The following is a 12,763-nucleotide window of genomic DNA, read 5'->3' as shown; positions in this document are numbered from 1 at the left end:
TCACTCCTCGACGATGACGGAGCGGTTGGGCGCGAGCCGCACAGTGCGGTGCGTGCCGAGATACTCTTCGACCACCTCCCAGACGGGCGGTCCTTCGACATCTTCGTTCACCGAGGCCCACCCGGCGACCACGTAGGTCCCGTCGGGCTCGATCGCTTCGCCGGTCTTCAGCAGGGTCATGTCGGATATCCGGCTGCCGATCTTCTCGGTTATGTCGATCCGGTAACCCATGCCGCCCACCCGGACCATGTCGCCGCCCTGCTGGTAGTACGGATCCGGGTTGAACAGATTGTCGGCGACGTCCTCGAGGATGTCCTTGAGCAGGGCGCCGGTCATCTGCGAGCGGTAGGCCTCGGGATAGGTCATGGCGCAGGCGGCGTGCAGGTCCTCCACCGTGATCGTCTGACCCGGCAACAGCGCCGTTCCCCATCGGAATCCCGGCGACAGGGAGATATCGGCCTCGCGAACCTCCATCAACGCGTCGCAGATCAGGTCGTCCCACGTCCCGTTGAAGTTGCCCCGCCGGTAGAGGAGCGTGTCTGTGACGCCGAGTTCTCTGGCCAGTTCCTCGGAAAATGGTGCGCGCACCGACTCGATCAGCGCAGCCATGTCGGGATCCGGTGAAATGACGTCGGAGAACACCGGGATCAGCCGATACCTGAAGTCGCGCACGGAGCCGCCGGAAACGTCGAGGTCGAGGCGCGACACGAACTTGCCGTTCGATCCGCTTGCAATCAGCAGCGTGTCGCCGACCCTGACCGGCTCCGGCAGCGCATCGTGCGTATGGCCGGTCAGAATCACGTCGATGCCCGGAATGCGCCCGGCGAGCTTGCGGTCGACGTCGAAGCCGTTGTGCGACAGCAGCACCACCACATCGGCGCCCCCGGCCCGGGCCTCCTCGACATGGCGGGCGATTTCCTCCTCGCGGATGCCGAAGGACCAGTTGGGAATCAGCCACCGGGGATTGGCTATCGGCGTATAGGGAAAGGCCTGGCCTATCACGGCGATGCCGACGCCGCCGCGTTCGAACATGCGCATACCTTCGAATGCGGGTTCTTCCCACTCGTTGTCGAAGATGTTGGAGCCGAGGAACGGGTAGGGCAGGGATTCGACCAGTTCTGTGACGCGGTCGGTCCCGTATGTGAATTCCCAGTGGCCGGTCATGGCGTCGGGGCCAAGCGCGTTCATGGCCTGTACCATGTCGTCGCCGAGGGTCCGCAACGCGGTGTAGCTGCCCTGCCATGTGTCGCCGCCGTCCAGCAGCAGCGTTGCGTCCGGCCGCTCCGCCCGGATCCTGTTGACGATCGTGGCGATGCGGTCGATGCCGCCCATGCGGCCGTATTCGCGGGCGAGCGCGGTGAAATCCACCGAGGTCAGCGCGTAGGCCGCCGGCGACCCCGGCGCGATATTGTAGAGCTTCAGAAAGTCCGCTCCCGTGACGTGCGGGGGCACACCGGCCATGTCGCCGACGCCGATATTGACGGAGGGCTCGCGGAAATACACCGGGACGAGCTGCGCGTGGATGTCGGTCAGGTGCAGCAGCGTCACGTTGCCGAACGGCGACAGGCCGAGGAGGTCTTCCTCGGTCAGCCCCTGCTGGGCGGCGAGGCGGGACAGCGGCAGTCCCGAGCCCGTGCCGAGGATCGCGGCGGCGGCGACCGATGCCTGCAGGAACTCACGCCGTGACGTCATGCAAACTGGTCCCGATGTCAGCCCACGCCGGCCCCCTGCGCCCGTCCCGGCAGCGCGGCGGTTCGTGCGGCCGCCGCGCCTGGGCGCCGCCTATTGGCGAACCGCCGGGGTTTCGACGGAGAGGCCCGTGCCGCGCCAGGTGACGTAGGTTTCCAGGGCCATCGCCTCGTCGCCGAGCGGCTCGAACGGCACGGCGCGCGTGTCGCGGACGCAGCCCTTGAACCTGTTCTGGACGGAGACGAGATCGGCCTGCTTGAGGCGGTAGGTCGGGAAACCGTTGACCTGTCCCTGACTGAGATGGTCGGCCCGTATGTGCCGGCCGTTGTGTTGTTCGTGGCAGGAGGCGCAGGACAGGTCCAACTGGCCGAAGCGCGTGTAGTAGATCTCCTTGCCCTGCTCCCACCACTTCCGCATCTCGCCCTCGGTCAGGTCGAGCCCGACGGGCATTCCGAGCGACTGATGCTTGACGAAGGCGACCAGCGCCTTCTGGTCGGCGGCGTCGAAAGCATAGGGTTCCGCACCCATCTGCTCGACGCGGCAGTCGTTTATCTGGAGGTCCATGTTGTAGGGCTTGCCCGCCTTGGCGTTCCATTTCGGCATGCTGGCACCGACGCCCTTCATGCTTTCGGCGGCATCGCCATGACATGAGGCGCAGGACTTTCCGGCCGTGCCTTCGACCGTGTTCCAGATCTCCTCGCCGCGCTCGACATAGAGCATCGCCGGATTGACGAACGTATCGGTCTCCAGCGCGCGGGTTTCAGGCGTGCGGTAGTGCCAGCCCGAGATCACCGTGTCGAACGGATGCCCTTCCGGGGCGGGTGCCTGGGTGATCATCTCCTGACCGTCGATCTCCAGGGTCTCCTCCAGGGCCGGCTCCGCGGATGCGGCGATGGCCCCGGCCAGGGCCAGGCCGGCAACGCCCGTTGCTATGGTTCTGATATTCAAGACGTCTCCTCCCAAGGCGCGACGCTGTCGCTGCGACGAACGATTTGCGTCAGTTCACTTCTATCGCCTGCTCCTCGGAGTAGACCGAGCCGTCATCGTCGACCCACGTGAACCTGATGGTTCCGCTCTCGGGCACACGCATGGTGAACTCGAAATACGGATTGGCCGAAATCGCGGGTTCGATCTCCGCCTCGAACACCTTGCTGCCGTTGAACTCGGCAGTGAACATGTTGATGATCTGCCGGGGGATCGGATTGCCGTCGCTGTCCTTGCGCTGGCCCGATTCCATGGTGTGGTTGATCAGCGTCTTGATCGTGATCACCTCGCCCTTCGCGGCCGTCTTCGGGACTTTCACCCGGGGTTTGGACTCTGCCATCTGATCGCCTCCTCAGCCGCCGCAACCGCCGATGGTCACCTTGACCTCGTGCTTGTCCATGAAAACCGAGCCGTCCTTCATCCTCGCCACCGCCATGACGTTCTGCGTCTTGGCGAGCCGCATGCGCGTCGCGGCTTCCGCCGACCCGCTCATCGGAGTGAACCTGAAGGTCGCGACGTCCGGGTTCGGATTTTCCTCGGCGACGAGCATCACCGCCTCGACATAGTCGTCATCGGTCATCGGGCTTTCGACGGATACCGAAACGGGGACGGTATTGCCGTTTTCCGCGATTTCCGGCGCAGTCAGGGTAATGCGCCCGCTCTGCGGCTCCTTGCCGCCTGTGAACTCCATGATCAGCGCCTGGGCGTCCGCGGCCGCCGCCAGGGCCGGCATCGGCTGCAAGCCGACTGTTGCAAGGGCCAGTGCCCCTCCGCCCAGAACCAGTGTCTCTCGCCTCGTCAGGCTCATTTCAATTCTCCTCGTAGGTGATCAAGCCCTGGTCGGTGCGTTGGCGACCTTCGGCGTTCGCGCCGGGAGCTTCTTCGTGGCCTGATCTAGTGCCTATTCCTTCAGCGTCGACAGGTAGGCGACGACGTCCTCGACCTGCTCGGCGGACAGGATCGTCTTGCCCTTGTACGCCTCGGCGATCCGCTGGCCCTCGATGATACGGTAGAATGCCGGCATCACGGTCTGGTCGCCGAAGATCTCCTTCGGATTGACCACGATTGCGCGCAGCATCTCGGGCTCGTAGCGGTCCGCGACGCCGTCCAGCGGGGGGCCGACTTCGCCATGGAAAAGCTCGGCCTGATCGGCGTTGGCGTGGCAGGCCAGGCAGTTGCCCAGCTTGCGGTCGGCGAAGATGACGCGTCCCTTCGCCGGATCACCCGGCTCGCCCGTCAGGGGCGTCCGGACGGTCATGTCCTCGAAGACAACGGCGGTCGGCTTCACTACTTCCGCCGACGCGATCGATACGCCGAACAGTAGCCCCACGACCGCCAGACACCCGATTCGCGGTGGCATGGCGTTCCTTCCCCTCGTAGTTTCCGCTTGCAGCGGCTTGCCGTCTACCGCAGCCCGCGGCGATCCGGTAGGCGAATTCCTATTTTGACCCGGTTCGCCGGCCGCATACAAATTCCGTTGTTTGAATATTACCCTTGGCACCCCGAACTATTCCGCATTCGGTCCGATGATGCCGTCTTCGCGCAGGCGCCGGGCATGGTAGTTCTGGAAGTGCTCGTCTCCCTCGTAGCCCTTCTCGGCGACCCACTCGTACATGTGCAGCGAGGTATGCCTGCCGAAGGCGCCCGGCATCACCGAGACGGCGGCCTGGCCGACGCTTTCGCCCGCGTTGGCCTCTTCGGGCAGGAAGATCACCGTAGGCGTGAAGATCACGCCCCATTTCCGAGCGGCCTGCTTCTCGGTCAGCACCTCGCCGTCCAGGTCCGTCACCTCCGCGGCGCCGTGGAGGTCGTACTGGACCACCTCGTAGTGCTGCTTGATGTAGTCGCGCACCTGCGGATCGGAGAAGACCTCCTCGTGCACCTTGGCGCAGTAGATGCAGCCGCGCTGTTCGAAGATGATGGCGAGCCGCTTGCCCTGCGACCTCGCGGATTCGAGATCCTCTGCGACGTCCTTGAAGGTCAGCGAGAACCAGTCCTCCTTGTGGAGACCGTCATCGCCGATTTCCGAGGCGGCCGCCGGCAATGCCAGCAGCAGGCCTGCGGCCAGGAGGCCCGCAATCACACGTACTGCCGGCCCGCCGGCGACGCCGAGGTCTCGCGCAACTCCCATTCCGGTCTCCTCCATACGGCCCATGTCAGGGCTGGAACCACAAATAAGGCAGTACCGTGCAAAGGACAGCCAGGGCAAATGCCGGCGCAGTCGCGGAGTGCGCCGGCGGCAGGTCCCCGGGCCCGACTGTCGCAAATCCGGTCCGATGTGCTACAAGGCTCGATGACAGTGTCCCTCCGGGGGCCTCGCCGCGACATGAGGGAGACGCATGAAGAGACTGGCCCTGTGCATCGCCCTCGCCGCCGGTCTGGCCTCGCCGTCGGCAGCCCAGGACAGCGACGCCGTCTACACGGTGAAGCTGTTGTCGCTCGACGCCGCGCTGACCGCCGCCCAAGCGGCGATGCAATCCTGCCGGGACGAGGGCTACCAGACCGCGATTGCGGTGGTCGACCGGTCGGGCGTCACCCAGGTCGTCCTGCGAGACCGGTTTGCCGGTCCGCATACCCCCGAGACGGCGCGCCGCAAGGCGTGGACCGCGGTCAGCTTCCGGACGGACACGATCTCGCTCGGCGAACAGACCGAAGCCGGCGCTGCCTGGGCGGTGCGGGGGATAGACGACGTCCTGCCGCTCGGCGGTGGGGTCCTGATCGAGGCGGGAGACGGCAGCCTGCTGGGCGCGATCGGCGTTTCCGGTGCGTCGGGCGGTGCGGCGGACGCCGCCTGCGCCGAGGCCGGCCTGGCGGCGATCGAGTTCGACATCGCCTTCTGAGGCGTCAGACCGCGTCGAAATCCAGCACCAGCCGCTTCGTCGTCGGCCTCGACTGGCAGGCAAGCGTGAAGCCTTCCTCGATCTCCCAGGGCTGCAGAGAGTAGTTGACGGCCATTTCCGCTTCGCCCTCGACGATCTTGCACCGGCAGGTGCAGCACATGCCGCCCTTGCAGGAATAGGGCAGGTCGAGACCCGCCGCCAGTCCGGCGTCGATGACGCTCATCTGCGGATCGGTGATGTCGAACGCCAGCCGGCGGCCGTCGAGAATGGTCTCGACATGCGCCCCCTCCGTCGCCGCGGCTCTGGCCGCGGGCGAGGGCGGGGTGCGCGGCGCCTGGCCGTCGGCCGGCACGAAGCGCTCGGCCAGGATCGACTTCTCGTCGACGCCGAGGTCGACGAGTGTCCTGGAGACGGTATCGATCATCTCGCCCGGACCGCAGATCATCACCGCGTCCGCACCCGCCGGATCGATCAGCCCGCGCGCCGCGAGTTCTTTCAGGCGCGCTTCGTCGATGCGCCCATTGAGCAGCTCGACATCCTGCGCCTCCCGGCTCAGCAGGGTGATCAGGGTGAAGCGGTCGAGATATGCGTCCTTGAGGTCCTCGAGCTCCTCGAGGAACATGATCGAATCCGACGTCCGGTTGCCGTAGACGAGCGTCACCCGGCTGTGAGGCTCGTGGGAGAGAACGGCCGCTGCGATCGACAGCATCGGAGTGATGCCGGAGCCTGCCGCGATCAGCAGGTAATCGTGCGTGCCGCCGATCTCGACGCCGAAGCGACCTTCCGGCTCCATCACCTCTATGACGTCGCCGGGCTTCAGATGCGTGTTCGCGAAGGTCGAGAAGCGCCCGCCCTCCAGCACCTTGACGCCGACGCGTATGCAGTCCTCGCCCGGCAGCGAGCAGATCGAATAGGTGCGGCGCACGTCCTCGCCGTCGATTCTTGTGCGCAGCGTCACGTACTGGCCGGGACGGAACTTGAACGCGCCGTTGACATCCTTCGGCAGCTCGAAGGAGATCGCCACCGCGTCCGTCGTCTGGCGGTCGACCGCGCGAACGTTCAGGGGATGGAAGTCGAAGCGCATGGTTCAGCTCATATGCATTTGAAGTAGTCGAAGGGCTCGGAGCAGGAGGTGCAGCGGTAGAGAGCCTTGCAGGCCGTCGAGCCGAACTCGGAGATCTTCTCTGTCTCGGTCGAGCCGCAATGCGGGCAGGCGACGACGGTCTCCCCGAACAGGGCGCGCACGGAATTCGACGCCTGGGCCGGCGGCGCGATGCCGAAATCGCGGAGTTTCTCGCGACCTTCTTCGGTGATCCAGTCGGTGGTCCAGGCCGGCGACAGCACCCGCTCGATGCGCGGTTCGAAGCCTGCTTCGCGCAGCGCGACCTCGATCGCCATCTCGATCGCCAGCGTCGCCGGGCATCCCGAATAGGTCGGAGAGACCCTGGCGATGGCGACGTCGTCCTCGATCTCAACGGAGCGAAGCATGCCGAGATCGGCGACGGTGACGCAGGGCACCTCCGGATCCGGCACGGCTGCGGCGGCGTTCCACGCCCGCTTCTGCTCAGTCGCTCTGTCGAAGGAGGCGACGCCCATCACATCACCAGTTCAGGCCCGGGTAGGTTCTCTGCATGTACTGTAGTTCGGCCAGAAGGTGTCCGAGATCTTCGCCATGCAGGCCGTCGCGGCCGCCGCGCTGGGGGTAGGCGATCTGCGGCTGCTTCAGGTTCGCCTCCGAGAAGACCATTTCGATGGTGCGGTCCCAGTCCGGGCGCAGTGCGGCGGGATCGGGCGCGATGCCCGCCGCCGCGAGGGCATCGGTAACCGCATCGGTGCCGAACATCTCGTCGACGTAATGGCCGAGTTCCTCGACGGCGTCCTTCATGCGCCGGGCGCTCCCCTGCGTCCCGTCGCCCATGCGGATGACCCACTGACCGGCGTGGCGGATGTGATACGCCATCTCCTTGACAGCCTTGCCGGCGATTCCGGCCAGCGTCTCGTCCTTCGAGCCGCACGTCGCGCGCCAGTAGGGCTCCATGAACGCGGCGAAATAGAGCTGGCGCAGCATCGTGTGCGCGAAGTCGCCGTTCGGCCGCTCGACGAGCAGCAGGTTCCGGTACTGCCGGTCGTTGCGCAGGTAGGCGAGATCGTCCTCGGTCCGGCCGTTGCCTTCCACTTCCCCGGCATAGGTGTAGAGGGAGCGTGCCTGACCGATGAGGTCGAGCCCCATGTTCGGGAGCGCGAGATCCTCCTCCAGCATCGGAGCGTGGCCGCACCACTCGCTCACGCGGTGGCCGAGGATCAGGCAGTCGTCGCCGAGCCGCAGCAGCAGCTCGAACAGGGCCTCGCGGAGCTCCGGAGAATGGCCGGCCATCACATGTTCCCCACTTCCTCGGGGATCTCGTAGAATGTCGGGTGCCGGTAGATCTTCGAAGCCGTCGGCTCGAAGTTCTCGTCCTTGTGCAGCGGGTCCGAAGCGGTAATCGCGTCGGAGCGCACCACCCAGATCGACGTGCCTTCGCCGCGGCGGGTATAGACGTCGCGAGCCGCCTGCAGGGCAAGCACCTCGTCGGCGGCGTGGACCGAGCCGCAATGGCGGTGGGCCAGTCCGTTGCGGGGCCGTATGAAGACCTCCCAGAGCGGGGTTTGGGCTGTCATCGGTATCTCCTTCGATAGCCCGCCGTAACGACGGGCCTGACGTTTCTCTCCGCCCACTCCCGCGAAAGCGGAAGTTCGTCGCGGGTAGCTCCGGCCTTGCGTTGCCGCGACTGGATCCCCGCTCTCGCGGGGATGAGCGGCGGACAGGAAGCCTACTCTGCCGCCACCCGGGCCGCTTCCATCCGGTCGCGGCGCTTCTCGGCGTGGGCCAGCGCCGCCTCGCGCACCCAGGCGCCGTCGTCCCAGGCCTTCTTCCGGTCGGCGATCCGGTCGCGATTCATCCTGCCGCCGCCCTTCACGACCCGCCAGAATTCGTCCCAGTCGATCTCGCCGTGGTCGTAGTGTCCCGTTTCCTTGTTCCATCTGCAGTCCGGATCGGGAACCTTGAGGCCGAGGAACTCCGCCTGGGGCACGGTCGCGTCGATGAACTGCTGGCGGAGCTCGTCGTTGGTGAAGCGCTTGATCTTCCAGGCCATCGACTGCTCACTGTGGGCGCTGTCCTTGTCTGAGGGGCCGAACATCATCAGCGCCGGCCACCACCAGCGGTCGAGCGAATCCTGCGCCATCTGCTTCTGCTCCGGCGAGCCTTTCGCAAGCGTCATGACGATCTCGTAGCCCTGGCGCTGGTGGAAGCTCTCCTCCTTGCAGACACGGATCATCGCCCGCGCGTATGGCCCGTAGGAGCAGCGGCAAAGCGGGATCTGGTTCATGATCGCGGCGCCGTCGACCAGCCAGCCGATCGTGCCGATGTCCGCCCAGGACGGCGTCGGGTAATTGAAGATGGAGGAGTACTTCGCCTTGCCGGACAGCAGTTCCTCGGTCATCTGCTCGCGGCTGACGCCGAGCGTTTCGGCGGCGGCATAGAGATAGAGACCGTGGCCGCCCTCGTCCTGCACCTTGGCGAGCAGCGCGGCCTTGCGGCGCAGCGTCGGCGCGCGCGTGATCCAGTTGCCTTCGGGCAGCATACCGACGATCTCGGAATGGGCATGCTGGCCGATCTGGCGCACCAGCGTCTTGCGGTAGCCCCCGGGCATGGGATCGTTGGGCTCGATCTTCTCCTCGGCGTCGATGCGCTTCTGGAAAGCCTCGAGAAATGCTTCGTCTTCCTGCGTGGCGCCGTCGGCGCCGATCAGGCCCTGAGAATACATGATGGTCTCCTCCAAGACTCGCAGATATAATATGTTACGAGATTCTCAAAATCAACACCAAATCGGTAACAAAAGAGGAGCTGCGAGATGGGATCCGACGCGTCGCGGGGAGGGAACGACTTCGGGGTCAGGGAGGGCCAGCAACTGCTGGCGGACGTCTTCGCCCCTTGGGTTCAGGAACTGGGGCTGAAGGTGGCGTCGGTCGGTGCTTCCGTCTCGACCTTCACCATGCCCGGCGGCGCTCGCTTCGTACGGTCAGGCGGAGCAGGCGGCGGCGTCATCTGCGGCCAGGCGGTCTCAGCCGCCGCCGATACGGCCTCGGTTGTCGCCCTGTCCGGCCTGAACGGCCGTTTCCGGGCCTGCACGACCGTCGACCAGACGGTGCATTTCATGCGGCCCTTGCCTGACGGCGAGGTCGAGATCCGTGTGGAGGCCCTGTCGAACGGGCGGCGCATGGCCGTCACCCGCGTGGAGTTCCGTCCGGCCGGAAGCGACAAGGTCGGTGCTGCGGCGACCTGCGCGTTCGCCTATCTGGAAGATTGACCCGCCGCCGTCAGATGCCTCCTCCGAACCGCTGCGCCAGCATCGCGCCGGGTTTCGGCAGCGGTGCATCCGGGCGCCCGTCGCATTGGTCGAGCCAGCGCTCGCTGGGCTCCAGGAGCCGCCGGTAAAGCCGCTTGACCAGAGAGCGCGCGTCCTCGCCCGGCCAGTCGCGAGGGCGCAGCCGGTTCGGCAGGGCGGCGTCGCGCAACACCACCCGCCGCCAATCGTGGATCAGCAAGGTGCGGGCGACCACGGCATCGAGCGGCGACAGCGTGCTGCCTCTGGCAAGCGCCGCGTCGAGCGATCCGAAGTCGGCCAGGATCGACGTGTAGCCCTGGGCGACATCGGGGTCGGAAACGAACCCGGTCACCCAGTCCGGGACCGCGTCTGCGGCCGCTGCGAGCACGAACATGTCCTTGGGTATGGCGGCTGCGTCGGCGACCCTGCCGGGGCGGATGTAGGTGCCGTTGCCGATCCTGACGAAGCCGGCGCCGGCCATCGTCGCGGTGCGCGCATCCCGTTCGCCTGCCGGCTCCTCGGGCGCGATCGCGACTTCCAGCGAGCCGTCCCAGCCGGGCGGACCGGCGGCGTAGAAGCGGTCTCCCGCCGCAATCGAGGTCGCCGCGCTCTCCCGCGACAGGCGGTAGTAGCTGCGGCGCCCATGGCGTAGCCGAACCACCCAGCCATCCTTGGCGAGGCGCGACATCGCGGCGCGCAGTGCGCCGGGTGCGACACCCATGCGGGTCGTCAGGTCCTGCAGCGCCGCCATGCCGATCATCCCGCCGCGCGGGATCACCGCGTCGCCGAAGACCGTGATGACCACCGACCACACGCGCAGGCGCTTGGCTGCGTTCAACTGCGCGATCAGAGCGCCGAGCGCGGCCGTGGCCGAATCGTTGCCCCCTTGCATCGCGCCATATGGGACGGATGGCGCGGGCAAGGCAAGATTGCCGAGGCTCCGGGGGTCAGTCGAGCGAACGCACCCCGTTGACGAGCAGGTTCGTCGCCAGTTCGGCATACTCCTCGCGGCTGACCGGACCGCGGTCGCGGAACCACATGAACAGCCAGTTGAGCATGCCGAACAGCGACATGGTCACCGGCTTGAGGAGCGGCTTGCCCTCGAACAGCGCGGGATTGAGCTCGCGGATCGCGTCGGAAAACAGCAAGACGAGCTGGCGCTCCAGTTCGCGCAGGCGCGACTGGTAGTCCTCCGGCAGCGCCGACATGGCGTTGATCTGCACCTTGTGCTCGGCATCGGCGTCCTTGTAGGCGTCGAGCAGGGCGCCGACCAGCGCTCGTACCCTGACGTCGGGCGGGCCGTCGCCGGGATCGGCCGCCTCGACCGCCTCGATCAGGTCGTTGAGGTGGCTCTCGATGATGTCGAGAAGCAGCGCTTCCTTGCTGTCGTAGTAGTGGTAGATAAGCGCCTTGGAGACGCCGCAGGCCCTGGCAAGGGCGCTCATCGAGGCGCCGTGATAGCCGGACTCCGCGAAGGTGCGCGCTGCGACGCGCATGATTTCGGCGCGTTTTTCGTCGTGGTCCTTGGCGCGGGTGCGGGCCAACGTCCGATCAGCCCTTCGGCCGGTTGTCGACGACGCGGACTGCCTTGCCCTGGCTGCGCGCCACGCCGCCGGGATCGGTGACGTCGACATCGACGGAAACGCCGACGACCGACTTGACGCGGTGGACGAGGTCGCGGGCGCTCGCCGCTTTCGCCTCGGCCGTGGCCGCCGCAGGCAGCGCCTCGACGTGAACGGTCAGGCAGTCCATGCGGCCGGCCCGGGTCAGCTCGATCTGGAAATGCGGGCTGAGGCCGTCGACCTTCAGGATCTGCTCCTCGATCTGCGTCGGAAACACGTTGACGCCGCGCAGGATGATCATGTCGTCGGACCGCCCGGTGATCTTTTCCATCCGCCGCATCGATCGCGCCGTGCCCGGCAGCAGGCGGGTCAGGTCGCGCGTGCGATACCGGACGATCGGCAGCGCTTCCTTGGTCAGCGTCGTGAAGACCAGTTCGCCCTGCTCACCCTCGGCAACCGGCTCGCCCGTCTCCGGGTCGATCACTTCCGGGTAGAAGTGGTCCTCCCAGACGTGCAGGCCGTCCTTGGTTTCCACGCACTCGTTGGCGACGCCGGGGCCCATGACCTCCGACAGGCCGTAGATGTCGACGGCGTGCATGTCGAATGCCTGCTCGACCTCCTCGCGCATCGCATTGGTCCACGGCTCGGCGCCGAATATGCCTACCTCGAGCGGGCTCTTGCGGGGATCGAGGCCCATCGCCCGGTAGACGTCGAGGATCGCCAGCATGTAGGAGGGCGTCACCATGATGGTGGTCGGCCGGAAGTCCTCGATCAGCGTGATCTGCCGTTCGGTCATGCCGCCGGAGACCGGCACCACCGTGCAGCCGAGCTTCTCGGCTCCGTAGTGCGCGCCCAGTCCTCCCGTGAACAGGCCGTAGCCGTAGGCGATGTGGACGATGTCGCCGGGCCGCGTGCCCGAGGCGCGCATCGACCGGGCGACCAGGCTCGCCCAGTTGTCGACGTCCTGCGCCGTGTAGCCGACGACGGTCGGCTTGCCCGTGGTCCCGGACGAGGCGTGGATGCGGACGACCTTCTCGCGCGGCACGGCGAACATGCCGAAGGGATAGTTGTCGCGGAGGTCGGATTTGGTGGTGAACGGGAACCTCGACAGGTCCGCCAGGCTCTTCAGGTCGTCAGGATGTGCGCCGGCCTTGTCGAAGGACGCCCTGTAGAACGGCACGTTCTCGTAGGCGTGCCGCAGCGACCACTTCATCCGGTCGAGCTGCAGGGCGGCGATCTCGTCACGGGAGGCAATCTCGATCGGGTCCAGGTCCGAGCGTTTCGGTGTGAGGTCCCTCATGGTCGTTTCCTGCCAGACTTG

At 66.5% G+C, this 12,763-nt stretch carries 16 protein-coding genes; 2 read left to right on the top strand and 14 right to left on the bottom strand.

From position 1 onward, the window contains the following. The 6 genes from soxB to V3328_RS16220 form a co-directional block, all read right to left on the bottom strand. Positions 1 to 1,692 carry a thiosulfohydrolase SoxB gene (gene soxB, locus V3328_RS16245; RefSeq protein WP_340330734.1) on the bottom strand — a complete coding sequence of 564 codons (1,692 nt, stop codon included), beginning with the start codon at positions 1,690 to 1,692 and terminating at the stop codon, positions 1 to 3. 90 nt (positions 1,693 to 1,782) lie between these two features. Continuing rightward, complete coding sequence (gene soxA, locus V3328_RS16240) at positions 1,783 to 2,637, bottom strand: sulfur oxidation c-type cytochrome SoxA (protein WP_378759055.1); 855 nt, start codon at positions 2,635 to 2,637, stop codon at positions 1,783 to 1,785. 49 nt (positions 2,638 to 2,686) lie between these two features. Then, complete coding sequence (gene soxZ / locus V3328_RS16235) at positions 2,687 to 3,013, bottom strand: thiosulfate oxidation carrier complex protein SoxZ (RefSeq protein WP_340330733.1); 327 nt, start codon at positions 3,011 to 3,013, stop codon at positions 2,687 to 2,689. 12 nt (positions 3,014 to 3,025) lie between these two features. Beyond that, positions 3,026 to 3,481: a thiosulfate oxidation carrier protein SoxY gene (soxY, locus tag V3328_RS16230; protein ID WP_340330732.1), complete on the bottom strand. Its 456-nt coding sequence runs from the start codon at positions 3,479 to 3,481 to the stop codon at positions 3,026 to 3,028. Positions 3,482 to 3,574: 93 nt separating this feature from the next. After that, positions 3,575 to 4,033 (bottom strand): sulfur oxidation c-type cytochrome SoxX, encoded by a 459-nt coding sequence (soxX, locus tag V3328_RS16225; protein WP_340330731.1) that lies wholly within the window; start codon positions 4,031 to 4,033, stop codon positions 3,575 to 3,577. Positions 4,034 to 4,180: 147 nt separating this feature from the next. Next, on the bottom strand, positions 4,181 to 4,804 hold the full coding sequence (locus tag V3328_RS16220; RefSeq protein WP_340330730.1) for a thioredoxin family protein: 624 nt from the start codon (positions 4,802 to 4,804) through the stop codon (positions 4,181 to 4,183). 208 nt (positions 4,805 to 5,012) lie between these two features. Here V3328_RS16220 and V3328_RS16215 point away from each other — a divergent pair, with 208 nt between their 5' ends. Next, a complete protein-coding gene (locus tag V3328_RS16215; RefSeq protein ID WP_340330729.1) occupies positions 5,013 to 5,513 on the top strand; it encodes a GlcG/HbpS family heme-binding protein in 501 nt (166 codons plus the stop codon). A 4-nt stretch (positions 5,514 to 5,517) separates the two neighbouring features. On the opposite strand, the gene paaE is transcribed toward V3328_RS16215, so the two are convergent. From paaE to paaA, 5 genes are all read right to left on the bottom strand, one after another. Then, complete coding sequence (gene paaE / locus V3328_RS16210) at positions 5,518 to 6,597, bottom strand: 1,2-phenylacetyl-CoA epoxidase subunit PaaE (protein WP_340330728.1); 1,080 nt, start codon at positions 6,595 to 6,597, stop codon at positions 5,518 to 5,520. Positions 6,598 to 6,605: 8 nt separating this feature from the next. Further along, complete coding sequence (paaD, locus tag V3328_RS16205; protein ID WP_340330727.1) at positions 6,606 to 7,109, bottom strand: 1,2-phenylacetyl-CoA epoxidase subunit PaaD; 504 nt, start codon at positions 7,107 to 7,109, stop codon at positions 6,606 to 6,608. Positions 7,110 to 7,113: 4 nt separating this feature from the next. Further along, positions 7,114 to 7,887 carry a 1,2-phenylacetyl-CoA epoxidase subunit PaaC gene (gene paaC, locus V3328_RS16200; protein ID WP_340330726.1) on the bottom strand — a complete coding sequence of 258 codons (774 nt, stop codon included), beginning with the start codon at positions 7,885 to 7,887 and terminating at the stop codon, positions 7,114 to 7,116. Further along, positions 7,887 to 8,171: a 1,2-phenylacetyl-CoA epoxidase subunit PaaB gene (gene paaB, locus V3328_RS16195; RefSeq protein WP_340330725.1), complete on the bottom strand. Its 285-nt coding sequence runs from the start codon at positions 8,169 to 8,171 to the stop codon at positions 7,887 to 7,889. Before paaB ends, paaC begins: the two co-directional genes overlap by 1 nt. 152 nt (positions 8,172 to 8,323) lie before the next feature. Further along, positions 8,324 to 9,319, bottom strand: a complete 996-nt coding sequence (gene paaA, locus V3328_RS16190; protein ID WP_340330724.1) for a 1,2-phenylacetyl-CoA epoxidase subunit PaaA — start codon at positions 9,317 to 9,319, stop codon at positions 8,324 to 8,326. A gap of 87 nt (positions 9,320 to 9,406) precedes the next feature. On the opposite strand from paaA, the gene V3328_RS16185 reads away from it, so the two are divergent. Further along, positions 9,407 to 9,862: a PaaI family thioesterase gene (locus V3328_RS16185; protein ID WP_340330723.1), complete on the top strand. Its 456-nt coding sequence runs from the start codon at positions 9,407 to 9,409 to the stop codon at positions 9,860 to 9,862. Positions 9,863 to 9,872: 10 nt separating this feature from the next. Here the strand turns inward: V3328_RS16185 and V3328_RS16180 are convergent, their stop codons facing one another. From V3328_RS16180 to paaK, 3 genes are all read right to left on the bottom strand, one after another. After that, positions 9,873 to 10,718, bottom strand: coding sequence for a PaaX family transcriptional regulator (locus V3328_RS16180; protein ID WP_340330722.1), 846 nt, complete (start codon positions 10,716 to 10,718; stop codon positions 9,873 to 9,875). Between the two features lie 109 nt (positions 10,719 to 10,827). Beyond that, a complete protein-coding gene (locus tag V3328_RS16175; RefSeq protein WP_340330721.1) occupies positions 10,828 to 11,424 on the bottom strand; it encodes a TetR/AcrR family transcriptional regulator in 597 nt (198 codons plus the stop codon). A 7-nt stretch (positions 11,425 to 11,431) separates the two neighbouring features. Continuing rightward, positions 11,432 to 12,742, bottom strand: coding sequence for a phenylacetate--CoA ligase PaaK (gene paaK, locus V3328_RS16170; protein WP_340330720.1), 1,311 nt, complete (start codon positions 12,740 to 12,742; stop codon positions 11,432 to 11,434). Between the last annotated feature and the right edge of the window lie 21 nt (positions 12,743 to 12,763).

The organism is Microbaculum marinum (assembly GCF_037855135.1).
In the GTDB taxonomy this organism is placed as follows: Bacteria; Pseudomonadota; Alphaproteobacteria; order Rhizobiales; family Tepidamorphaceae; genus Microbaculum; species Microbaculum marinum.
Note: the sequence above shows the minus strand (reverse complement) of the source record. Positions and strands in the feature narration are given on the sequence as shown.